The sequence below is a fragment of the Alcanivorax sp. VBW004 genome (assembly GCF_009718865.1).
Taxonomy (GTDB): Bacteria; Pseudomonadota; Gammaproteobacteria; order Pseudomonadales; family Alcanivoracaceae; genus Alcanivorax.
The window spans coordinates 656,642-679,612 of the sequence record NZ_WNHC01000001.1 but is presented as its reverse complement, the minus strand read 5'-3'; the positions used below and the strand labels follow the sequence as shown (position 1 = coordinate 679,612).

At 60.4% G+C, this 22,971-nt stretch carries 20 protein-coding genes; 11 read left to right on the top strand and 9 right to left on the bottom strand.

The features are described 5' to 3' along the window. Positions 1–258 precede the first annotated feature (258 nt). The 3 genes from F1529_RS03150 to argA all read left to right on the top strand — a co-directional run bounded on the left by F1529_RS03150 (position 259) and on the right by argA (position 3,696). A complete protein-coding gene (locus F1529_RS03150; RefSeq protein WP_155132104.1) occupies positions 259–939 on the top strand; it encodes a TIGR00153 family protein in 681 nt (226 codons plus the stop codon). 10 nt (positions 940–949) lie between these two features. Continuing rightward, positions 950–2,218 carry an inorganic phosphate transporter gene (locus F1529_RS03145; protein WP_155132102.1) on the top strand — a complete coding sequence of 423 codons (1,269 nt, stop codon included), beginning with the start codon at positions 950–952 and terminating at the stop codon, positions 2,216–2,218. A 149-nt stretch (positions 2,219–2,367) separates the two neighbouring features. After that, positions 2,368–3,696, top strand: coding sequence for an amino-acid N-acetyltransferase (gene argA / locus F1529_RS03140; RefSeq protein ID WP_007149885.1), 1,329 nt, complete (start codon positions 2,368–2,370; stop codon positions 3,694–3,696). Between the two features lie 100 nt (positions 3,697–3,796). Here the strand turns inward: argA and F1529_RS03135 are convergent, their stop codons facing one another. Next, positions 3,797–4,267, bottom strand: coding sequence for a hypothetical protein (locus F1529_RS03135; protein ID WP_155132100.1), 471 nt, complete (start codon positions 4,265–4,267; stop codon positions 3,797–3,799). Positions 4,268–4,378: 111 nt separating this feature from the next. Continuing rightward, on the bottom strand, positions 4,379–5,068 hold the full coding sequence (locus F1529_RS03130; protein WP_155132098.1) for a hypothetical protein: 690 nt from the start codon (positions 5,066–5,068) through the stop codon (positions 4,379–4,381). A gap of 785 nt (positions 5,069–5,853) precedes the next feature. Here F1529_RS03130 and ilvD point away from each other — a divergent pair. The 7 genes from ilvD to F1529_RS03095 all read left to right on the top strand — a co-directional run bounded on the left by ilvD (position 5,854) and on the right by F1529_RS03095 (position 14,721). Then, the gene (gene ilvD / locus F1529_RS03125) at positions 5,854–7,701 is read left to right on the top strand and encodes a dihydroxy-acid dehydratase (protein WP_155132096.1); all 1,848 of its coding nucleotides are present in this window, start codon (positions 5,854–5,856) and stop codon (positions 7,699–7,701) included. Between the two features lie 380 nt (positions 7,702–8,081). Next, positions 8,082–9,398, top strand: coding sequence for a 2-hydroxychromene-2-carboxylate isomerase (locus F1529_RS03120; protein ID WP_155132093.1), 1,317 nt, complete (start codon positions 8,082–8,084; stop codon positions 9,396–9,398). Positions 9,399–9,586: 188 nt separating this feature from the next. Then, complete coding sequence (locus F1529_RS03115) at positions 9,587–9,973, top strand: MAPEG family protein (protein WP_007151160.1); 387 nt, start codon at positions 9,587–9,589, stop codon at positions 9,971–9,973. A 104-nt stretch (positions 9,974–10,077) separates the two neighbouring features. Then, positions 10,078–11,073 carry a 2Fe-2S iron-sulfur cluster-binding protein gene (locus F1529_RS03110; RefSeq protein ID WP_155132091.1) on the top strand — a complete coding sequence of 332 codons (996 nt, stop codon included), beginning with the start codon at positions 10,078–10,080 and terminating at the stop codon, positions 11,071–11,073. A 200-nt stretch (positions 11,074–11,273) separates the two neighbouring features. Further along, positions 11,274–12,599, top strand: coding sequence for a paraquat-inducible protein A (locus tag F1529_RS03105; RefSeq protein WP_155132089.1), 1,326 nt, complete (start codon positions 11,274–11,276; stop codon positions 12,597–12,599). Continuing rightward, on the top strand, positions 12,596–14,215 hold the full coding sequence (gene pqiB, locus F1529_RS03100) for an intermembrane transport protein PqiB (RefSeq protein ID WP_155132087.1): 1,620 nt from the start codon (positions 12,596–12,598) through the stop codon (positions 14,213–14,215). The genes F1529_RS03105 and pqiB overlap by 4 nt, the downstream gene beginning before the upstream one ends. Then, complete coding sequence (locus F1529_RS03095) at positions 14,212–14,721, top strand: membrane integrity-associated transporter subunit PqiC (RefSeq protein WP_155132085.1); 510 nt, start codon at positions 14,212–14,214, stop codon at positions 14,719–14,721. The genes pqiB and F1529_RS03095 overlap by 4 nt, the downstream gene beginning before the upstream one ends. A 151-nt stretch (positions 14,722–14,872) precedes the next feature. Here the strand turns inward: F1529_RS03095 and F1529_RS03090 are convergent, their stop codons facing one another. From F1529_RS03090 to F1529_RS03060, 7 genes are all read right to left on the bottom strand, one after another. Next, the gene (locus tag F1529_RS03090) at positions 14,873–16,105 is read right to left on the bottom strand and encodes a heme biosynthesis HemY N-terminal domain-containing protein (RefSeq protein ID WP_155132083.1); all 1,233 of its coding nucleotides are present in this window, start codon (positions 16,103–16,105) and stop codon (positions 14,873–14,875) included. Next, the gene (locus tag F1529_RS03085; protein ID WP_155132081.1) at positions 16,102–17,067 is read right to left on the bottom strand and encodes a uroporphyrinogen-III C-methyltransferase; all 966 of its coding nucleotides are present in this window, start codon (positions 17,065–17,067) and stop codon (positions 16,102–16,104) included. The genes F1529_RS03090 and F1529_RS03085 overlap by 4 nt, the downstream gene beginning before the upstream one ends. Before the next feature lie 257 nt (positions 17,068–17,324). Further along, positions 17,325–18,053, bottom strand: a complete 729-nt coding sequence (locus F1529_RS03080) for a uroporphyrinogen-III synthase (protein ID WP_155132079.1) — start codon at positions 18,051–18,053, stop codon at positions 17,325–17,327. Continuing rightward, complete coding sequence (hemC, locus tag F1529_RS03075) at positions 18,050–18,982, bottom strand: hydroxymethylbilane synthase (protein ID WP_155132077.1); 933 nt, start codon at positions 18,980–18,982, stop codon at positions 18,050–18,052. The genes F1529_RS03080 and hemC overlap by 4 nt, the downstream gene beginning before the upstream one ends. Before the next feature lie 213 nt (positions 18,983–19,195). After that, the gene (locus F1529_RS03070) at positions 19,196–19,507 is read right to left on the bottom strand and encodes a TRL-like family protein (RefSeq protein WP_007150603.1); all 312 of its coding nucleotides are present in this window, start codon (positions 19,505–19,507) and stop codon (positions 19,196–19,198) included. Between the two features lie 105 nt (positions 19,508–19,612). Next, complete coding sequence (locus tag F1529_RS03065; protein ID WP_007148361.1) at positions 19,613–20,353, bottom strand: LytTR family DNA-binding domain-containing protein; 741 nt, start codon at positions 20,351–20,353, stop codon at positions 19,613–19,615. A 14-nt stretch (positions 20,354–20,367) separates the two neighbouring features. Continuing rightward, positions 20,368–21,396, bottom strand: coding sequence for a sensor histidine kinase (locus F1529_RS03060; protein ID WP_155136926.1), 1,029 nt, complete (start codon positions 21,394–21,396; stop codon positions 20,368–20,370). A gap of 136 nt (positions 21,397–21,532) precedes the next feature. Here F1529_RS03060 and argH point away from each other — a divergent pair, with 136 nt between their 5' ends. Beyond that, on the top strand, positions 21,533–22,933 hold the full coding sequence (gene argH, locus F1529_RS03055; protein WP_155132075.1) for an argininosuccinate lyase: 1,401 nt from the start codon (positions 21,533–21,535) through the stop codon (positions 22,931–22,933). Positions 22,934–22,971: the final 38 nt, after the last annotated feature.

The window sequence follows — 22,971 nt, the reverse complement described above, 5'->3', positions numbered from 1 at the left end:
GCAGGAACATGCATACAGCCCCGGTGAACCGGAGTCATCTCATTATTCTGGCGTAGACCAAGGCGGCCTATCAGCCTCTTTACTGTAACCCTAACACTGAACCCCTGACAGCCCCGTCCGCTTTCTCTATACTCGCGACCCAATTCATGACGGAACTGTGACATCGTTGTCACCGTCCCGCCGCCGCTACCCGCCAGCAGCGAATAGCGGCATGATGGGAAGCTGTTTCCAACCCTAAAACTTGGACCCGAGGCGCCTATGTCCTTTGGAAGCTCCATTGCCGGCCTGTTCGGCCGCTCGCCAATCAAACCCCTGCAACAACACTACGACACCGTTCACGACTGTGCCCGCACGCTGGCGGACTTCTTCGCCGCCGTGACCGATAACGACTGGGACAAGGCCCGCGCAGCACGCAAGCGCATCGCGGAGCTGGAAAACCAGGCCGACGAGCTGAAAAAAGAGTTCCGGCTGAATCTGCCCAAAAGCCTGTTCCTGCCCATGCCCCGCACCGACCTTCTCGACCTGATCAGCGTGCAGGACAAGGTGGCCAACAAGGCCAAGGACATCTCCGGGCTGATGCTGGGCCGGCAGATGACGATTCCAGCGGTACTGGCGGATGCCATGCTGAGCTACGTACAAGGTGCCATCGACACCTCCGCCCAGGCCCAGAAAGCCATCAACGAACTGGATGAGCTCATCGAAACCGGCTTCAGTGGCCGTGAAGTCCAGATCGTGGAAGAGCTCATCGAAGAGCTGGACCGGCTGGAGCGCAACAACGACGAGCAGCAAATCACCATCCGTTCCACCCTGTTCAAGCTGGAAAGCGAACTGCCCCCGGTGGATGTCATTTTTCTCTACAAGATCATCGAATGGGTAGGCGATCTGGCTGATCGCGCCCAGAAAGTGGGCGGCCGCCTGCAGATGTTGGTCGCACGCTAGGAGAGTTCTTATGGAGTGGATGTTAGAGCATAGCTACCTGATGCTGCTGCTGGCTGGGGCCTTCGGTTTCCTGATGGCCTGGGGCGTAGGTGCCAACGATGTGGCCAACGCCATGGGCACCTCGGTGGGTTCCGGCGCCCTGACCGTGAAACAGGCGGTAATGATCGCCATTGTCTTTGAATTCTTTGGTGCCTACCTGGCCGGTGGCGAAGTGACCGCCACGGTCCGCAAGGGGATCGTGGATGCCGGCGTCTTTTCAGAATTCCCCCACTATCTGGTCTACGGGATGATGTCCGCGCTACTGGCCGCCGGCATCTGGCTGATTGTGGCCTCCTGGTTCGGCTGGCCGGTTTCCACCACCCACTCCATCGTCGGCGCCATTGTCGGCTTTGCCGCCGTGGGCGTGGGCGTGGATGCGGTTAACTGGAGCAAGGTGGGCAACATCGTCGCCAGCTGGGTCACTTCGCCCCTACTGGCCGGCTTTATCTCCTTCGCCCTGATCAAGAGCGTACAGAAACTGGTTCTCAGCCAGGACGACCCCTTCCAGCGAGCCAAGCGGGTTGTGCCCTTCTATATGTTCCTGGTGGGCTTCGCGATTAGCGCCGTCACCTTGCTGAAAGGCCTCAAGCATATCGGCCTGGACATCAGCTATGCCGCCAGCCTGGGCTGGTCTGCCGTTGGCGGGCTGATCGTCGCCCTGATCGGCGCCGCCTTCCTCAGCCGCATTCAACCGGACCCGGAAGCCGACAAGAATTTCCGCTTTCACTCCGTGGAGCGTATCTTTGCGGTACTGATGATTTTTACCGCCTGTGCCATGGCGTTTGCCCACGGCTCCAATGATGTGGCCAACGCGGTAGGGCCGCTGGCTGCCATCAACAGCGCCATCGTCAACGAAGGCATGATCGGCGGGGAAGCCGCCATGCCAGGCTGGATCCTGCTGGTCGGCGCCATGGGCATCGTCTTCGGGCTGGCCATTCTCGGCGCCCGGGTCATGGCCACGGTGGGCAAGAACATCACCGAGCTTACCCCCAGCCGGGGCTTTGCCGCCGAGCTCGGCGCTGCCGGCACCGTGATCCTGGCTTCCGGCACCGGCCTGCCCATCTCCACCACCCACACCCTGGTCGGGGCGGTACTGGGCGTAGGCATGGCCCGGGGCATTGGCTCTCTCAATTTGCGGGTGGTGAGCACCATCTTCACCTCCTGGGTCGTTACCCTGCCCGCCGGCGCCTTGCTATCGATCCTGTTCTTCTACTTCTTCAAGGGACTGTTTGGGGCATAGAGAGCCGCCGCACGCTTCACGCAACTGGCAACACGCTAACGCCGCCCTTCGGGGCGGCGTTTTTGTTTCGCCTCATGCGTCCGGCATCTGGCATCCGGCGCGATCTGCTGGCTATACTGGCCTGTCAGTCACTTAGAGCCGAGACGCCCGTGTCCACTAGCACAACCCCGAACACCGACAGCCAGGTTCACTGGTTCCGCAATTCGTCCCCGTATATCAATGCGCACCGGGGCCGAACCTTTGTGGTCATGCTGTCCGGGGAGCTGCTGGACGGCCCGCGCCTGCCTACCCTGATTCACGATCTGGCACTGCTGAATAGCCTGGGAATCAAACTGGTGCTCGTGCATGGCGCCAGGCCACAAATATCGGCCCGGCTGGCAGAATCCGATATTGAGTCTACCTTTGAGCAGCACATGCGCATCACCGACAGCGCCGCGCTGGATAGCGTCATGGCGGCGGTCGGCGCATTGCGCCTGAAGCTGGAAGGCCTGTTCTCCATGGGGCTGGCCAACTCGCCCATGCATAACGCCAGCATCCGTCTGGTCAGCGGCAACTTCGTAGTGGCCAAACCGGTAGGCGTACGCGGTGGCTTCGATTACCAACACACTGGTGAAGTGCGGCGCATCGACGTGGATGCCATTCGCCAGCAACTGGGCAACGGCAACGTGGTGCTCCTCTCGCCGGTTGGCGGCTCGCCCACCGGCGAACTGTTCAACGTCAACGCGGAAGAAGTGGCCTCCACTGCCGCCATCGCCCTGGGCGCCGACAAGCTCATCATCATGGGCGAGCACCTGCGCCTGGCCGATACGCAAGGCAACCTGGTGCGCGAACTCAGCCCCCAGCAAGCCGGCAAACTGCTGGCCGGCGATCAGTACGAAGATAACGGCGTGGACCGGCAACTCACCGCCGCCTGCCACGCCGCCAGCAATGGCGTGGCCCGGGCCCACCTGCTCGACGCCCAGGTGGACGGCGCACTGATCAAGGAACTCTTCACCCGCGACGGCTGTGGCACCCTGGTGACGAGGGAAAACTACGAAACCATCCGTGGCGCGCGCATTGAAGATGTGGGCGGTATTCTCGAATTGATCGAACCATTGGAAGAAGATGGCACCCTGGTGCGCCGGTCAAGAGAGCTACTGGAAAACGAAATCCAGCGCTTCGCCATCATCGAACGCGACGGCATGGTCATCGCCTGCGCCGCCCTCTACCCCTTCCCCGAGGACAAGACCGGCGAACTGGCCTGCGTCGCCGTTCACTCCAGCTACCGCAAAGGCGAACGGGGCGCCCAGGTACTCGCCTACCTGGAACGGCGGGCACGGGAACAGGGCCTGCACAGCTTGTTCGTGCTCACCACGCTCACCGCGCACTGGTTTCAGCAACAGGGGTTTGAAGCGGCGGGAGTCGATGCACTGCCCGGCGCCCGGCAGTCGCTGTATAACTGGCAGCGGAATTCGAAGGTGTTTGTGAAGGGGCTTTGAAGGTTTTCGCCTGTTTTCTAGCGCCGAGCGCAGCTGCAGCCATAAGTGGCGGCCTGTTTTTTTAGGCCGTTCCTTATGGCTGTCAGACTGGCGCGATTTGTTAGGCGCTGCACATCAGGCAATAATCCCAGCTGTCGCCCCGCTTAAACCGCAAAGGATTTGCCTTGCATGAAGAGCCGTGCGAAAACTCCAAAATGACTTCATCTTTATCTTCTATCCTGCCCAGCTTGTATTGGCACGTGATGTCTTGTTCGTATTCGTGATTTTTATATGCCTCTAATTCTGAGCCCCCAAATGTAACAGTGGGACACGATTCAGACTCCGAAGCAGTGACTGTAAGGTAGCCAGGATATTCATGCGTAAACGGAACCAAAGGAACGACAGGTCCAGCCACGAAGAAGCGAGATTCCGCTACACTTCCAGCAGACAATACAGAAAGACCACAGTCGTAGCTCGCACGCCCGTCCTGGATCTCCCATCCCTCACCGTCTATCGCCACGTAGCTACGATCTCGAATCGCAGACGAGCAGCCTATACAAAAGATGACGATTATTATCAGAGCGTACTTCATGTTTTCGCCTAACGTTCGGCACACCGGACCAGCTGCGGCGTGCCAATATGTGGTAAAAGCACAGCGACCGCATATTGGTGCATCGCAGCTGGGGCCGTGTGCTGCCGCTTGTTAGCTTTCATCGGACGGTGGATGCAAAGAAGTCGGAAATTGCGCCTTCTCCTCTATAGTAAGCCGAATTATCTCATCAATTCTTCGGTGATGTGCCAGAAGTAACCTGAGAGCTATCTCTGGATTTCCAGTATGCTGTATGAGTGCTGCAACACTCTTGAAGCCAAGATGTTTGGCATGCTCGTTACTGAGCCTCATCATCTCTTTATGCTGTTCGGCAGTGAGCTTTAGATGCTCAAGCTCTTTCTTCTTCCTGTGCGCGTTAAGCTCTCGGAGGGCCTTCGCTGCTGCGGCATATGACTTCACTGCAACCGCCCCCGCTGCGGATAATGCAGAAATTGACTTTGCCAGCTGTATAGCGACATCAGCATTTATCGCCAGCTCTATCCAACCCGGCGAAGCGTATTGGATGGATCTCAATCTCGGGCGGTCTCGCCACCTAACTTGACCTTCAAGCACCGTATAGATGTTTAGATAGCTGTAACCGCCCCGCCAAGGATAGCCCCTAAGTGCAATTTCAATGCGCTCCTCACTCAGAGGGCTAACCTCCGCATCGAAGCAGTAAATGAACGCATAACACTGCTCAAACTCCCGGGATATTACCGAGAGATCCTTCAGCTCCCAACGCCCATCCATTAGGACCTTGTAGCTTCCCGGAGACTCAAACCACTCTTCTTCTTGTTTGTTCATCTCGATTTCTATCCATGAAAGTTAACAGGTATTAGGAAGCCGGCTCGAATATCCAATGAACGTGCCGGCTTGATATCACAGTTATAAATTCTGTATATCGAAAAAAAGACCTTGTTTCTGAGCATGTTACACAGCCCAGACTGGTCGCATTATTCAATATGTTGACTTCTTCCTTTGCCCGGACCAATACCACTATCCAAACGCCAGATATTTCCTCTCCGCTTTAACGCTTCCACTCTTCCTCACAAACACCTCATAAAGGCTCGGCGGATCCAAGGGAAAGCCAGAATGCTAATGTTGTGGCCGCAAGCCGGGAGCCTCTCCTATGCGGATTTCTCTCAGGCCTTCGCGTTTAACGGGAAAATTCACTTTATCTCAGCAACTTATAAAACGCTGTAAGCCATATCCTACATATTCAACTGGCGCGCGGGTGAACAACGGCTTTGCCGCCCTTTGCTGTCACAAACACTTTCGCCTGCCCTGGAGATCGCCCACGAAGAAACCGTGGAAGCGAGTAACGAGTTTCAAGTCACGAAAACCGGAAAGACGAGCCCACTGAGGGTTTTGCCTTTCGAAACTCGCTTCTCGCAACTCGAAACGCCATTTTCGCGCCCCACCGAGCGAAGCGAAGGAACGCCGGCAAGGCGGCCCCGAAGGGGTGAGCAGAGCGAATAACTGGCGCTCCTACAGCTTGGCTCGAAGGCCGACCGAATCCCTACAGCCCGGGCCCTCTCTGGGTTACAATGCCGGGCTTATGTCCCGCTATTGACCATTACGAGGTTCCCATGCCGCAGTATCGCTCCCGTACCACCACCCATGGCCGCAATATGGCTGGCGCCCGTGCCCTGTGGCGCGCCACGGGCATGAAGGACGGGGACTTCGGTAAACCGATTATTGCTATCGCCAACTCCTTTACCCAGTTCGTGCCCGGGCACGTGCACCTGAAGGACATGGGCCAGCTGGTGGCCGGTGAAGTGGAGAAGGCCGGGGGCATCGCCAAGGAATTCAACACCATTGCGGTGGATGACGGCATCGCCATGGGCCACGACGGGATGCTCTATTCCCTGCCCAGCCGCGACATCATTGCCGACTCCGTGGAATACATGGTCAACGCCCACTGCGCCGACGCCATTGTCTGCATCTCCAACTGCGACAAGATCACCCCCGGCATGCTGATGGCCTCCATGCGCCTGAATATTCCAGTGATCTTCGTGTCCGGCGGCCCCATGGAAGCGGGCAAGACCAAACTGGCCGAGGGCAAGCTGGATCTGGTGGACGCCATGGTGATGGCCGCCGATGACAGCGTGGACGAAGAAACCCTGAACGAAGTCGAGCGCTCCGCCTGCCCCACCTGCGGCTCCTGCTCCGGCATGTTCACCGCCAACTCCATGAACTGCCTGACCGAAGCGCTGGGCCTGTCCCTGCCCGGTAACGGTTCTCTGCTGGCCACCCATGCCGACCGTCGCGAGCTGTTCCTGGAAGCCGGTCGTCGCATCGTGGATATCACCCGGCGCTATTACGAGCAGGACGAAGACGCTTTGCTGCCACGCAATATCGCCTCGGTGAAAGCGTTCGAAAACGCCATGAGCCTGGACATCGCCATGGGCGGTTCCACCAACACCGTACTGCACTTGCTGGCAGCGGCGCTGGAGGGCGAAGTGGATTTCACCATGGAAGACATCGACCGACTCAGCCGCAAGGTGCCGTGCCTGTCGAAAGTGGCCCCGGCCACCCAGAAATACCACATGGAAGATGTGCACCGCGCCGGTGGCGTCATGGGCATTCTCGGCGAACTGGACCGGGCCGGCCTGCTCAACCGGGATATCCCCATGGTGCATTCAGCGTCCGTGGCCGAAGCCCTGGAGCATTACGACATCATTCGCACCCAGGATGAAGGCGTGAAAAAGATGTTCACCGCCGGCCCGGCAGGCATCCCCACCCAGACCGCCTTCAGCCAGGACACCCGTTGGGACAGCCTGGACGACGACCGCGAAAACGGCTGCATCCGCAACTACGAAAACGCCTACAGCAAGGACGGCGGCCTGGCCGTGCTGTACGGCAACATCGCCGAGCGCGGCTGCATCGTGAAAACCGCCGGGGTGGACGATTCCATCCTCAAGTTCACCGGCCGCGCCCGGGTCTTCGAATCCCAGGACTCTGCGGTACGCGCCATCCTTGGTGATCAGATCGTTGCCGGCGACGTGGTGGTGATTCGCTACGAAGGCCCCAAAGGCGGCCCGGGCATGCAGGAAATGCTCTACCCCACCAGCTACCTGAAATCCAAAGGGCTGGGCAAGGAATGCGCATTGCTGACTGATGGCCGTTTCTCCGGCGGCACCTCCGGCCTGTCCATCGGCCACGCCTCTCCGGAAGCGGCAGAAGGCGGCGCCATTGCCCTGGTGAATGAAGGCGACACCATCGATATCGATATCCCCAACCGCACCATCCGTCTGGATATCAGCGATGAAGAGCTGGCACATCGCCGCACCCACATGGAAAACCGTGGCAAGCTGGCCTTCAAGCCCAAGGAAATCCGTCCACGCCGGGTCTCCACCGCCCTGAAAGCCTACGCAGCCCTCACCACCAGCGCCGACCGTGGCGCGGTACGTGACCTGAGCCAGATCGGCGAGTAAGGCGCGAAGCAAATAAAGAGGCGGCCCCATTCAAATGAGGCCGCCTTTTTTGTGCCTCGCAATCGCAACCCGATGACTCAGAACTTACCGTAGGAGCGTCGCTGGCGGCGCGATCAACGTTGTGTCGAGTTGCGAGAAGCGGGTTTCGTAGAGCAAAAACGTATTCCGCGCGGAACGGTTTTCGTGACTCGAAACTCCTGACTCGCTTCTGAGGCAGGTCTATCGCGCCGCCAGCGACGCTCCTACGCGGCAGCCCTTGGCTTGCTGACACGCAAGGATTGCTGCGTTTTTTACCCCTTTTCACGGAAACAGCTGGATGGCTTAAGCTATAGTCGACAGTCTGGCCAACAATGCGCCATGCCAAAGGAGCCATCATTCGCATGAGCCTCAAACACAAACTGATGCCCCTGCTTGCCCGCCTGATCACCAGTGAAGGCCTGCAACAGTTACGCCGCAGACTATTGGAGTGGCGCCGCATATTGCGCCGCCAACCCCACCAGGCCACCTTCTACTTCCGCATTGATGATCCCTATTCGGTGCTCATGGCGCAGGTAATGCCGCGCTTTGCCCAGCACTTCGGCATCACCGTCACCCCCCGGGTAATGCTGTATCTGGATCAGCAAATGTACCCCGCCGCCGACATGCTCGCGGAGCTCGCCCCCCGTGACGCGGTCAAGCTGGCCGGCCTGCACGGGCTGGACTTCCCAAAAGACTGGCAGCTGCCTCCCCGCGAAGTCAGCCTGGCCGCCACCCGCTGCCTGCTGAAACACGAAGGCGACGAGCGCTTCTGGAGCCTGGCCGCCGCCCTGGCCGATGCCCTGTGGCGCAATGATCACGACAAACTGGAAGCCCTGCTCAGCGAGCATGGCCAACAGGCTGCCGATCGGGCCCAGCTATCACTGGAAGCCCGCCGGGACCAGTTCCTGAAAGACGGCCACTACCTCACTGGCACCCTGCACTACGCCGGCGAATGGTACTGGAGCGTGGAACGGCTGGATCATCTGGGCCACCGCCTCAACGAACTGGGATTGGGCGGCGCCGACTGGCCATTACCCTACGGCCGCGCCAAACGGGCCCGCCTGAAAGATACCCCCGAAGCCCTCAAAGGCACCCCGCTGGCGCTGTATTTTTCCTTCCGCAGCCCCTATTCCTACATCGCCCTGGCGCGCACCTATGCGCTGGCCGACCACTACGGGCTGGACCTGAAAATCCGCCCGGTGCTGCCCATGGTGATGCGCGGGCTCACGGTCCCCAAAGCCAAGCGTTTCTATATCCTCAAGGACGCTGCCCGGGAAGCCCGCCTGCACGCGGTGCCGTTCGGCAAGGTCTGCGACCCGGTGGGCGCCGGCGTGGAACGCTGCATGGCGATCTGGCCCTTTGCCGAAAAAGAAGGCCGCCTGCGCGAATGGTTGCGCGCCGCCGCCACCGGCATCTGGAGCCAGGGCATCAACGCCGCCAGCGATAATGGCCTGAAGTTTCTGGTGGAAAACGCCGGCCTGGACTGGAACCGGGCCCGCCGCTGGCTGGATGACGATAGCTGGCGCGATCTTGCTGAGGACAATCGCAACGCCATGATGGAGGCAGGCAGTTGGGGCGTACCCAGTTTTATGACCCAAGATGACATGATATGGGGGCAGGATCGTTTTGCGATTATCGAGCAGAGGCTGCTAGCCTCACAGGCCGATGACAGCGCCTGAACTACCCTGATGGCATAATCACAGTAGTCTCGCTGGGGGCGAGAAAAACAGGAGCGAGTGACGAGGAGTGAGTCGCGAAAGGCAAACCGATTTGGGTTTTCGAAACTCGCTCCTCGTCACTCGCCACTATCTCTTGTTTCGAACCGCCAGCAGCATCCCAACAACCCCCATAACAACCGGAGAACGTCATGACCATTGCTTACTGGTGCGTGCTTGCCGCCATGTTCCTGCCTTATCTGTCCACCGGCATCGCCAAGTTTCAGGGCGGATTCGGCCCCAGACAGAATCACAACCCCCGCGAGTTCCTGGAAACCCTGGAAGGCAGCCGCAAACGCGCACACTGGGCGCAGCAGAACGGTTTTGAAGTCACCCCGGCCTTTGCCGCTGCGGTGATCATCGCCCACCTGGCGGCCACGTCTCCGCAGGGCACCATTGATGGTATCGCCGTGGCCTTCGTCGCCAGCCGCATCCTCTTCACCGTCTGCTATGTGGCGGACTGGGCCAGCGCCCGCACCCTGGTTTGGGCCTTTGGCATGGGGTGTATTGTGGCCCTGTTTGTGGGCGTAGGCAGTTAAAACAGTGGCGAGTTACGAGTATTGAGTTTCGAAAGGCAAAACCACAACCGGCAACAGCGATTGTAGATCTTCGCTTCTCGATACTCGTAACTCGCAACGTTTCCATGCCCCAGACCTTCACCATCACCGTCAGTGGCAAGGGCCATTTCCCCTGCCGCACCGACCAGAGCATCGTCGACGCCGGCCAGCAGGCCGGTTTCGGCTTCCCCATTGCCTGCCGCAATGGCGTGTGTGAGCGCTGTATCGGTCAGCTCAGTCATGGACAGGTGCAACAGAAAAACCGCACCATTCACGCGGGCGATGCCAGTAGCTCCCAGGTGTTATACTGCGTCGCCCTGCCACTCAGCGACTGCGAGATAGATGTGCCCGAGGTAACCGCGCCCGGTGAATTGCCGGTCCACCAGATTCATTGCCAGATCCAGCAGATCGACGCGCTCAACCATGACGTGAGTCGAGTCTGGCTGCGCCTGCCCGCCGGCAAGAAAATCCAGTGGCATGCAGGCCAGTATCTGATGCTGAACCTGCACGGCGAAAGCTATCCCTTTTCCATCGCCAACCATTGCGATGGCCGCGATATTGAGCTGCACGTTCGCCATGGCGATGACAACAGTGCCGCCCAGGACATCATGGCCAGCCTGCAGGCAGACAGCACCGTCAGCACGACCCTGCCCGCCGGCCTGCGTTTTATCGACAGCGCACCGGATCAGCCGGTGTGGTTTATCTGCGGTTCCACAGGTTTCGCGCCGGTGAAAGCCATGATCGAACGCCTGATCGCGCTGAATTTCACCCAGCCCGTGCGATTGTTCTGGGGCGCACGAACCGACGCTGACCTGTATCTGCCCCACCTGCCGGCCCAATGGCAGGGCGCCCTGGCCGACTTCGATTTCGTCACCTCCCTGTCGGACATCCGCCACCCGGACCACGCCGAAGGGCTGGTCCATGAAGCCGCACTGGAAGCGCTCAGCGAACCCGACCTGCCCCTGTTCTTTCTGGGCGGTTCCCCGCCCATGGGCTGGGCGGTTTTCGATGCACTGGTCGCCGAAGGTGTTCCCGCCGGCAACATCCACTGCGACGTGTTTGATTACGCGCCACGGGATTAGCTGCAAGCTTCAAGCTACAAGCGGCAACACGAATTAAGTCCAACGCTAACCGGAAAGGGCCTTGCCACGCGCTACAAGTCTGGCTGCTCAGACAAAGCCAGGATCCAGCACAAATCGCGGCCAAAATGCTGTCGGGCTGGCAACAACCCGGCTCGCGTTGTAGCTTGTAGCTTGAAGCTACACCCCAGGGAAAGGATACGATGGCAGACTCCCCCTCCTCGGCTCACGACGGTCAAGTGCTACTGCTGCCTTGCCACGAGTGCGACCTGGTTTCCGAGGTAGTGATTCACCGGGACGGCCAGTGGCTGCAGTGCCCCCGCTGCCAGCACCCGCTGATGCGGCCGGCGCAAAACGACCAGCTCACCCCTGCCCTGGCGTTCACCGCCCTGCTGCTGCTGACGTTGTCCTTACTGTTTCCCTATCTGGGCTTCGAGAAGAATGGCATTGAACGGGCCATGACCGTCACCGACGCGGCCTACGAGCTGGCGATTTATCACCACCCGGCCCTGGCCGCTATCGTGATCGCCACCATCATTGTGATCCCGGGGCTATACCTGCTGTCGGTGTGCTGGATTCATATGAGCCTGGCCAGCCCCGGGCGCTTGCCCGGCAGCCTGTTTCTGGCCCGCTGGCTGCCACGCATGCAGCCCTGGATGATGGCGGATGTCTTCGCCATCGCCGCCCTGGTCAGCCTGGTGAAGATCATCGCCATGGCCCATATTCAACTGCTGTCCGCCTTCTGGACCTTTTCCGGGTTCGCCTTGATCCTGCTGATCACCGTCACCCGCATGAACACTATCGGCCTGTGGCAGCGACTGCTCGGCGACCTGCAACAGCCAGCGCAGGCACAAGCCGGCGACACCGCCCAGCGCCAGGGCCTGATTGGCTGCCAATGGTGCGGGCAACTGCAACCGCTGGGACAATCCCACCGCTGTCATCACTGCCACAGCTTTCTCCATGAGCGTCATCCCTTCAGCCTGCAGCGGGTCTGGGCATTGCTGGTCACCGCCATTCTGTGCTGCTTTCCGGCGCACCTGTTCCCGATCATGATCACCACCAGCCTGGGCAAGACCGAGCCGTCCACCATCATTGCCGGGGTCATGCTGTTTCTGCGCCACGGCGACTGGCCCATCGCCCTGATCATCTTCACCGCCAGTGTGCTGGTCCCCTTCGGCAAGATCCTCGCCCTTGGCTGGCTGTGCATCGCTGCCCGCCAGCGACAGGCACTGGACATGACCAGCCAGATGAAGCTCTATCGCCTCACCGAGTGGATTGGCCGCTGGTCCATGATTGACGTCTTTGTGGTGGCCATCATTGTCGCCCTGTTTCAGATGGGCAATATTCTTACGGTCACACCCGGTGTGGGTGGGCTGGCGTTTTCTGCCGTGGTGATTTTCACCATGCTCGCCGCACACCAGTTTGACCCCCGCCTGATCTGGGACCGACAACAACAGCTGCAGCAATACTCAAAACAACGCGCAGAACAACGCCTGCCCCCCACTCTCGCACCGGAGAAATCCTCTTGAACCAGGCCGATTCGCCACCGTCACATCGTCGCCCGCGGTTATCTTCTGTCTGGCTGATTCCGTTGATGGCCGCACTGATCGGCCTGTGGCTGGTGTTCAGCTACCTCTCCAGCCAGGGCCCGGTGATTACCCTGGAACTGGAAGATGCGGAAGGCATCAACGCCGGTAAAACCGCCGTCAAAATGCGTAATGTACAAGTGGGTGTAGTAGAAAGCGTCAGCCTGTCCGAAGACCTGAGCCACACCCTGCTCAGCGTACAGATGCAGGCCGACACCGAGCGCATGCTCAACAGCGACACGCAATTCTGGGTGGTCAAACCCCGAGTCGGGCGCGAGGGCGTCAGCGGCTTGAGCACCGTCCTGTCCGGTGCCTATATCGAATTGCTGCCCGGCAACAGCAGCAAGAAGGCCAAAACCTTTACCGTAGAAAATTCGCCACCGCCGGAGAAAACCGGCGACGGCCTGTTCCTGAAACTGATCAGCGAACCGGGCACCAACATCAACAACGGCGACCCGGTGAGTTTCCGCAGCCTGAAAGTGGGCCGCGTGGTGGACACCACCTTCGACCCCGATGCCGAACTGTTTCGCCACCGCCTGTTCATTGAAAAACCCTACGATGTACTGGTCAGCGACAGCAGCCGCTTCTGGAAGGTTTCCGGCATCGGCTTTCAGCTGGATGCCCGCGGCTTCCAGGCACAACTCAGCTCACTGGAAGCCCTGCTTGGCGGCGGCATTTCCTTCTCCGTACCGGACCCCAACATGAGCACGGGCGCCCCCGTGGAAGACGACCACCAGTTCGTGCTGCATGACAACCAGGAAAGCGCCAGGCGGGCACTCTACACCCAAACCCTGGATTATGTGCTGCTGGTTGAACGCAGCGTGCGCGGCCTGCAAGCCGGGGCCCCCGTCGAATACCGCGGCATCCGTATCGGCACGGTGGAGCAGGTCCCCTGGGCCTTTGGCGCCGAAGGCCCCAACGCCATGACCGACAGCCCGATTCCGGTACTGATCCGCCTGGAACCACAACGGGTCACCCATCAATCCGCGATTGCATTGCCCTCGTGGGAAAGTGAAATCCGCCAGATGGTGGAGAACGGCCTGCGCGCCAGCCTGAAAGCCGGCAACCTGCTGACCGGTTCCCTGTTTGTTGACCTCGAGTTCCACAAGAACGTCACCGCAACCGACACCACCCTCACCTACCGCTCCGTACCCGTCCTTCCCTCCGTGGACAGCGGTGGGCTGAGCAAGCTGGAAGATCAACTCCACGCCCTGCTGAAAACCCTGAATGGTCTTCCCATGCAGGACATGGCCAACAACCTCAACAGCAACCTGAAACACCTGTCCGGCGTGACCGGCCGCATCGAAAACCTGCTGGATGATCCCGCCCTCAATGCGCTGCCCCAGCAGATTTCCGACAACCTGAATGCGCTGGAAAACACCCTGCAGGGCTGGCAGGCAGGCGGCGATGGCTACCGGGAACTGCAAGGCACCCTGCAGAAGCTCAATCGCCTGCTGGATGACGCCGAGCCATTACTCGACACCTTGAATGAACAGCCCAACGCGCTAATTTTCCAGCGCCACCCGGCCACCGACACCCAACCCCGAGGTGCACAATGATCCGTCTGCTAGCCATCGCCGCCATTCTCACCGGCCTGTGGGGCTGTAGCCACGCCCCCGCCACATCGCCACCGGGCTACCTGTTGCCCTCCGCCACCGGGGCCGCGCATTCACCGCTGACCATCAAGGTACACCTGGCCAGCTACCTGAACCGGGGCGGCATTGTCATGCAACTCAGTGACAGCGAGATACAGGTGGGCCGCCACCATCGCTGGGCCGAACCGTTGGCCGCGCAATTACAACGTTCCCTGGAAACCCGCATGCCCAGCGGAGACGAAAAGACGCTCACCGTGGAGCTGACCCGTTTTCAGGGCCTGCAAGGCAAAGACAGGGATTCCGCCGTCATCACCGGCCGCTGGGCACTGACTGGAAACAATGGGGAAGCAACACAGGGGCGCATTCAATGGGAAGCCGCGCTGGACAACGGCGGCTATGCCAATCTGGTAAGAACGCTGGATCAGGGTTGGCAGGCAGTGGCGGCAGAGATTGCCACCGCCATGGATTGAAGGGGGGCTTGCCTGCATCCCCTAATGCGTTGTCGGATTACGGCCTTCGGCCTCTCTGTGCCCTTGGGTAAATACGACCTACAAGGTGCTGCGGTTTTTGTAGGTCGCGTTAGCCGCGTAGCGGCGTAACCCGAAAAAACGACATTCAACACTACTGCACGCTCTTATCAGGCAGCGGCAGGGCAGGAAGCTCCCCTTCCAGCTGCGCCATACGGCGATCGAAGGCAGACATGGCCTTGCTGGAATCTCCCAGCGCCCGGTACAGGCGCGCCAGTTCTGCCAGCGCCGTGGCACTCTGGCTGGAGTTGGCCGCCGCCTCGAAAAAGCCCTGAGCCTTACCCCACAGACGCGCTTTCAACGCGACGCGACCAGCGGTAATCAATACCGACGCATTGCCCGGCCGTTCCACCAACCACTTTTCCAGTACCTGTAGCAGGTCGTCCGGGGGAATGTCGTCGATGGCTTCCAGCACCGGCGGCAAGCGGTCATCCCACTGGTTACCCAGTTGCTCACGGACCAGATTCAAGGCACCACGGCCACCACCCAGCTGGGCCAGAAAGCCGGCATAGCGTGCCACCATGGCCGGATCGTTTTTCAGGTGTACCGGCACATCTTTCCAGAGTTTGCGCAATTCATCCCGGCGACTATCGGCATCGTTGAAGCCAGGCCTGCGGGCGGTTTCCTGCAACCAGGCCAGCCAGGCCCGGCGCTCACGGCGAGCCTGATTCGCCTCGCCAAAGGCCCGCTTCAGGCGCGGCATCAGTGCACACAGAGCCTGCCAGTCCTTCTGGCTTTCCAGCACCTCAGCGTAGGTATTGAGAATACGCTTGTTGCGCGGAGCCATATCCGCCAGCACTTTCAGCTCGCTGCGTGCCTGCTCCGGGTAGCCGTCATCCAGGGCGAAGCGCGCTTTCATCAGGCCGGCGACCAGGCGTCCCCGCCGGTCGGTGCTGGCCTGTTCAAGATAATGCTGCGATGCCTCTACCTTGTCCTGTTCCTGGGCCGCTTCCGCCGCCAGCAACCAGGCCACCAACGGCCAGTCACCGTCTTCACCGGCGGCCACCAGCAAGCGCTCGGCTTTTTCCTGTTCGCCATCCACCAGCTGCAGGAAACCACTGCGCAAGCGACGCTCCGCCACCGCTTTTTTCCAGCGTCGGGTGGCCCGCACCGGCTCCATGGCATTCCAGGCCGCGTTGCCCAGCAAAGTCAGCACCACCAGCGCCACCGCCCCAAGCAGGGCCATCAGCACCACAAACCCCAGGGTGGTATCCACGGACACGGAGTCACGGATGATCAGCACATAACCGGAATCCGCTGCCATCCAGCGCCCCAGCGCCAGCGCGGCAACCAGGGCGATAATAATCAGCAGGACGACTTTCTTCATGCGCCGCCCTCCTTGCGTTTCAAGGCCTCGATGGCCGCCAGACCATTCCCGATCTGCGGCAGGGCCTGGGCCACACTGGCACCGCCCATTTCTTTCAGGGTTGCCTGCATTTGTGCTGCACGGGGATCATCGTCCCGGAACCATTGTTTCAGCGTGCTCCGGGCATTTTCGACGGCTTGACCATAGGCATCGGCACGGCCCTGCATCAGCGCCAGCTGCGCCTGCTGCAGGCTACCATCCAAAGTCAGACGCACCAGCGAGGCCTGCTCACCCGACAACGGCAGCGGCACCGCCCCTTCGTGACGACGCACGGTCACCGGCATCCGGTCCAGCACATCTTGCCACCAGGGTTGATCTACATCCGGGGTATCACGCTCCGGTGGCGACGCTTCTGCGGGTACCGCCAACTCAGCGACCAGTTCCCGCAAGGCCCCCAGGCGCAGCACCATGCCCTGCACGTCCACTTGGCTGGCACCACTGAGGGTTTCCATGTCCAGAGCCAGCGCCTTGCGGGCCGGCAACACGGCGGGGTCATCCAGGCGGGCCAGTGTTTCGTCCGACGCTTTCAACAAGCGGCGCGCGGCCTGGGCATCCTGGGTGAGCAACAGCCGCTGGCTGGCCAGGCTCGCCAGGGCACGTGCTTCATTGATCAGCCACAGGCGCTGGCCACCACTTTTCAAATCAGTCAACGCAGCACGATCCTTGGTCATCTGTGCCGCCAGTTTGGCCTGCTCTTTTTCCAAACCGGACAGGGCAGACTGAACCTGGGCGCGCTGGCTGGCCAACTCGCCTTTCACGGTCGTCACTTGATCCGCCAGGCTGCTCTTTTCACTCTTCAGCCGGGAAAACTCCTGCCACCCCCACCAGCCCGCTGCCCCGAGTGCGGCCAGCACCACCAGTACCAGCAGCACAGTCAAAAGGCTTACTCCTGCCTGGCGGGAAAAAGGACGATCCTGCGTCATGTCAGCTCCGTTGTTGTCATAGCGAGGCGTGCGCGAGTCTCGAACCCCCTGCGCCCTCGGTGTGGCGATACCCGATATCATTGCAAAAACCTTAAAGTGAGCGCCCATTGCTGTCCAATCATTAACGGTTAGATCGGGTAAAAAGTTCTACGCGGAATGGCGTGACACGCCGGTTTCAGGCGTTGCGTGTGCAGTAAAAAGGGAGATTCGCAGCCAGGCCGGCAATCGCATAGACACAGAGAGAATTCAGGTTCGCCTTAACCGCCGCCCCCATCCATCAAGGCCGCCAGCATATCCTCGTCATGGGCGCTGGCCGCCACCCGCACAGGACCGGCGTGACAGGCCTGCACCGCCGCGGCCACACGCGCTCCAGCCGCCACCACGCCGCACCCGGCGGGCAGGGCTGACTGTAACGCCTGCCAACCCTGCACACTGGTAACCATTACCCAGTCAGCTTGCATCGAAAGGGTGATGCCGCTGATTCCATGGCGCCGATAGAAGGCCAGTCCATCGACACGGGCACCACGCGCTTCCAGGCTTTGCGCCAACAATTCGCGGCCGCTGTCGCCCCGACAGATCAGGACCTGTTTTTCGTGCAGCTGTTGCAGGCAAGGCAGCGCCAGCACTGCTTCGGAATTGAAGCCATGCTCTGGCACCGTGGCAGGCAGATGCCAGGACGCCAACTCCGCCGCCGTGGCCCGACCAACCGCCAGCCAGTGCACTCCCACCGGCCACTGCGGCCACAGGTCCGCCATGGCCGACAGGGCCAACCGGGCGGCATTCACGCTGGCAAAAAATACCGCGTGGTAACGGTCCAGCTCCATCAGGGTGCGTTGCATGGCGCCATCCACCGGCACCGGCTCTATTGCCAGCGCTGGCTGGTGAAGAGGCTGGTAGCCCGCCTCCGTGAGCAGGGCCATCAGCCGTTGCTGCTGGCCCGCGGGGCGGGTCACGACGACCTGTTGCTGCCGTCCTTGCTGGGTCATTGGCGTGCGTACAGAGCCTTCAAAATGGCATCCGCACCCTGCGCCAACAGCTGTTCGGCAATATCGATACCCAATTCGGCACCCTTGGCGCGCGGCGCCGAGCCTTCCGCCCGCAACACCCGGCTACCATCTTCCTCTGCCACCAGGCCGCGCAGCCACAACTGGCCATCTTCCAGCAACGCAAAACCCGCGATGGGGACCTGGCAGCCCCCTTCCAGGCGGCGGTTCATGGCCCGCTCGGCCACCACGCGATCCCAGGCATCCACATCACTCAGCGGTGAGAGCAGATCAATGGTGCGCGTATCCGCTTCGCGGCATTCGATCCCCACCGCGCCCTGCCCTACGGCGGGGAGCGATTCTTCTGGAGGCATTTCATAGCGAATGCGGTCGTGCATTTCCAGACGCTTGAGGCCCGCGGCAGCCAGGATAATGGCGTCGAATTCGCCGGCATCCAGTTTGCCCAGCCGGGTTTGCACATTACCGCGCAGGCTTTTCACCACCAGATCCGGGCGATTGGCTTTTACCTGGGCCTGGCGGCGCAGGCTGGAGGTGCCCACGCAAGCGCCATGGGGCAAAGACGACAGGCTATCGAATGTATTGGAAACAAAGGCATCCCGGGGGTCTTCGCGTTCACAGATCACCGGCAGGGCAAACCCTTCCGGCAGCTCCATGGGCACATCCTTCATGGAGTGCACGGCAATGTCCGCGCGCCCGTCCATCATCGCCTCTTCCAGCTCTTTCACGAACAGGCCCTTGCCACCGATCTTGGCCAGCGGGGTATCCAGAATCTTGTCCCCCTGGGTCTTGATCCGCACCAGCTCCACCGCCAACCCTTCATGCAGGCTTTCCAGACGCTGCTGAACATACTCGGCCTGCCAGATAGCCAGCGGGCTGGAACGGGTAGCGATACGCAAGATTTCGCGGGACATGGGGCATCCTGAGGGCAGTGAATTTGGGTTGATAGTCTATCAGTTTAAAAAGCTTCAAGCTGCACGCGACACGCTGCAACACGACTGCCTGATTGCCGCGGTTTTAAACGACCGGAGCCGCGCCCATACTCTGGACGCGGCTCCGATGCGTAAGAACATTCAAACCGTTAAGCCGTGTTGTTGCTTGCAGCCTGAAGCTTGTCGCGGATCTTTTCAGTTGCCGTAGACCACTACGGTAAATTCCGCCAGCACCCCAAAGAAATTCTGGGATTCATAGTCCACGTGGTGGATTTCGGTGATCCCGCCATTGCGGGCAGCGGTCTGGATACTGGCATCACCGGAGGCGATCACACCGAGGATGGAGCGGGCACTGGCGCGGCCTACACGGGTCGGTTTTTCCGAAGAAGCGGTGGCCGCCATGGGCGCCTTCACGTTGCCGTACAGGAAGCCGGTAACCGGCATGGTGGCACTGGCACAGCCGCTGAGCACAACCGCGCTGACCAGAAGAAGCAGAGTCTTTTTCATTACAGAGATCCTGTTTTTGTTATTCGTTATCGTTCACTTTTCGTGCAATGCAGCAGGCCCAAGGCTAGCACGCGGCCCGGACCTTGTTAATTACCCCGACGCCCGTTACAGGCTTTGCAGCACCCGCCGCAAGCCCGCCACATGGCGGCGGCTCACAGTCAGGCGCTCGTCTACCCCGCGCAGACGGACCTGATGGTGCCCGGCGGTGGCCATTTCCATGCCCTCGATATACCGAAGCGCCACCAGCGCATTGCGGTGAATACGTACAAACTGGTCGCCGAATTCGGTTTCCAGCTCTTTCAGGGTTTCGTCGATCAGCACTTCGCCTTCACTGAAACACACGGTCACGTATTTTTGATCCGCCAGGAAGTAGCGCACATCATCCACCGGCACCAGCTCCAGCCCCCGGTGAGTACGGGCGCTGATATGGCCGCGACGGCGAGGCTTGTCTTCGCTCACCTCATCGCTGATTTCCGCCAGTTGCACACGGTTAAGCGTTTTCGCCTTGGTCAGCGCCGTCGTCAGGTCGGCCGCATTGACGGGCTTGAGCAGGTAATCCACTGCGTGGACCCGAAACGCCTGCAAGGCATGCTCGTCATAGGCCGTACAGAAGATCACGGCCGGCGGATTATCCATCTTGCCCAGATGCTCCGCTGCTTCCATGCCATCCATTTCCGGCATGCGGATATCCATCAGCACCACGTCCGGCTTGCAGGACTGGGCTTCAATGATGGCTTCACGGCCATTGGCCGCCTCTGCCACCACCTCGGCATTCTCGATTTTATCGACCAGCCTCTTGAGCCGGTCCCGAGCCAGTTGCTCGTCATCGCAGACAAGTACCCGCATAAGTCCCATCCTTTTTATTGCAGCGGATATCGAATTTCGATCTCGTATTCTTTTTGTTCCGGGCGGGATTCCACCGCCACCTCGTCACCGTACAGGGCTTCCAGCCGGTGACGTATATTTTCCAGTGCCATGCGGTTGCCTTTGTGATGCCCGTCGCCTTCCGGCTTGGGATTGCTCACCGACAGCACCAGGTTGCCATTGTGCGCGAGGGCACGAATCGTCACCATCCCCCCCGCCGATAATGGCTGTATGCCATGATAAATGGCATTTTCAAGCAAGGGTTGCAAGGTTAATAACGGAATCTTCAGGGATTTTGCGTCTACCTGGATATCCCATTCCACCTGCAGCCGCTCGCCCATGCGTAGCTGTTCAATGTGAATATAGCGCTGACACAGCTCCAGTTCCTCTTCCAGAGAGGCTTCATTCCCGCTGTTCTTGAGGCTGGCGCGAAACAGCACCGACAAGTCTTCCACCACCTGCTCGGCCCCGTCCGGGTCCACCGCGATCAGGCTGGCGATGATGTTCATGGAATTGAACAGAAAATGCGGGCGAATCCGTGACTGCAGGGCCTGAATACGCGCCTGCAGCTCCGCCTGGCCTTTCTGGCGCAGCTGCTCCTGCACATAGAAATAACGCATCACCAGCCCGGCGATAATCGCCGCAATCAGGCCATTTACCGGAATATCTGCCGACCACAATCCCGTTTCTAGCGCGCCGCCGCTAACCCAGTCCATCACCAACCGGGCCAGAATGCTGAACAATAACGTATCGGCCACCACCAGCAGCACCACCACGGTGGATGTCCAGGCAGGCGGCAGACGATTCAGCCGATTGCGCAGCTGGCAGATCAGCGCCGCAGAGCTCAACCCCACCCACTGCACAAACAGGGAGGTAATTGCCAACCGGCCAACGCTGAAATCGTCGTAGTAAGTGGCCACCAACGTCACCACCAACGCCATCAGCTCGGCCACCACCACCACCACCAGCACGGCACGGGTGCTGCACAGGTCGGGCAGGAAACTGTTATTGGCCGGCACGTCCATGGCCACAGGCGATCCCCTTTATACGGAAAAAGAACTAATTATTAAGATGTTATACCTGAACCAACCGCCACTCCCAAGGAATAGTGTCTCCCTGCTATACTTGCGCCCCCCGCAAACCAAGCGTTGAGCAAGTACGATGACTGACAAGCAGCAGAACAAACTCTGGGGCGGCCGCTTCAGCGAGTCCACCGACCAGTTCGTGCAGGAATTCACTGCCAGTGTGAACTTCGACCGCCGCATGTACCGTCAGGACATCTACGGCTCCCAGGCCCATGCCACCATGCTGGCCGAAGTGGGCGTGCTCACCGATGAAGAGCGCGATGCCATTATCCAGGGGCTGCGTGAAATCCAGCTGGAAATCGAGAACGGCGAGTTCGAGTGGTCCGTGGCCTTGGAAGATGTGCACATGAACATCGAGGCCCGGCTCACCGACAAGATCGGCATCACCGGCAAGAAGCTGCACACCGGCCGCAGCCGTAACGACCAGGTGGCCACCGACATCCGCCTGTGGCTGCGTGACGAGCTATTGATTCTGGAAGAGCAATACCTGCACCTGATGGTCGGTCTGCTGGACCTGGCTGAGCGCGAAGCGGCCACCATCATGCCCGGCTTCACCCACCTGCAGACCGCCCAGCCAGTGACCTTCGGGCACCACCTGCTGGCCTGGTTCGAAATGCTCAAGCGTGATCGCGAGCGCCTGCTGGATTGCCGCAAGCGGGTCAACCGCATGCCCCTGGGCGCCGCCGCCCTGGCCGGCACCACCTACCCGATCAACCGCGAGCGCACCTGCGAGCTGCTCGGCTTCGACGGCGTCTGCGAAAACTCGCTGGACGCGGTGAGTGACCGGGATTTCGCCATTGAATTCTGCGCCCTGGCCGCCCTGACCATGACCCACCTGTCACGGATCAGCGAAGAGCTGGTGCTGTGGACCAGCGCCCAGTTCAACTTCATCAACCTGCCCGACCGCTTCTGCACCGGCAGCTCCATCATGCCGCAGAAGAAAAACCCGGACGTGCCGGAACTAGTGCGCGGCAAGACCGGCCGCGTCAACGGCCACCTGATCAGCCTGCTGACCCTGATGAAAAGCCAGCCGCTGGCCTACAACAAGGATAATCAGGAAGACAAGGAACCGTTGTACGACGCCGTGGACACCCTGAAAGGCAGCCTGCGCGCCTTCGGCGACATGATCCCGTCCCTGGAACCTAATCGTGAAGTGATGCGCGAGGCGGCCCGCCGTGGCTTCGCCACCGCCACCGACCTGGCCGACTATCTGGTCCGCAAGGGCATCGCTTTCCGCGACTCCCACGAGATCGTCGGCAAGGCCGTGGCCTATGGCGTAGAGAAGAAAAAGGACCTGGGCGACATGTCCCTGTCTGAGCTAAAGCAGTTCAGCGACCAGATCGACGACGACGTGTTCGACGTGCTGACCCTGGAAGGCTCGGTGAGCGCCCGTAACCACATCGGTGGCACCGCGCCGGACCAGGTACGAGCGGCCGTCGGCCGTGCCCGCGAGGCGCTGGACAACACCGGCCAGTAAGCGCCGCAACAAGCGCTTTCTTCGGAAGGCGCCGTACG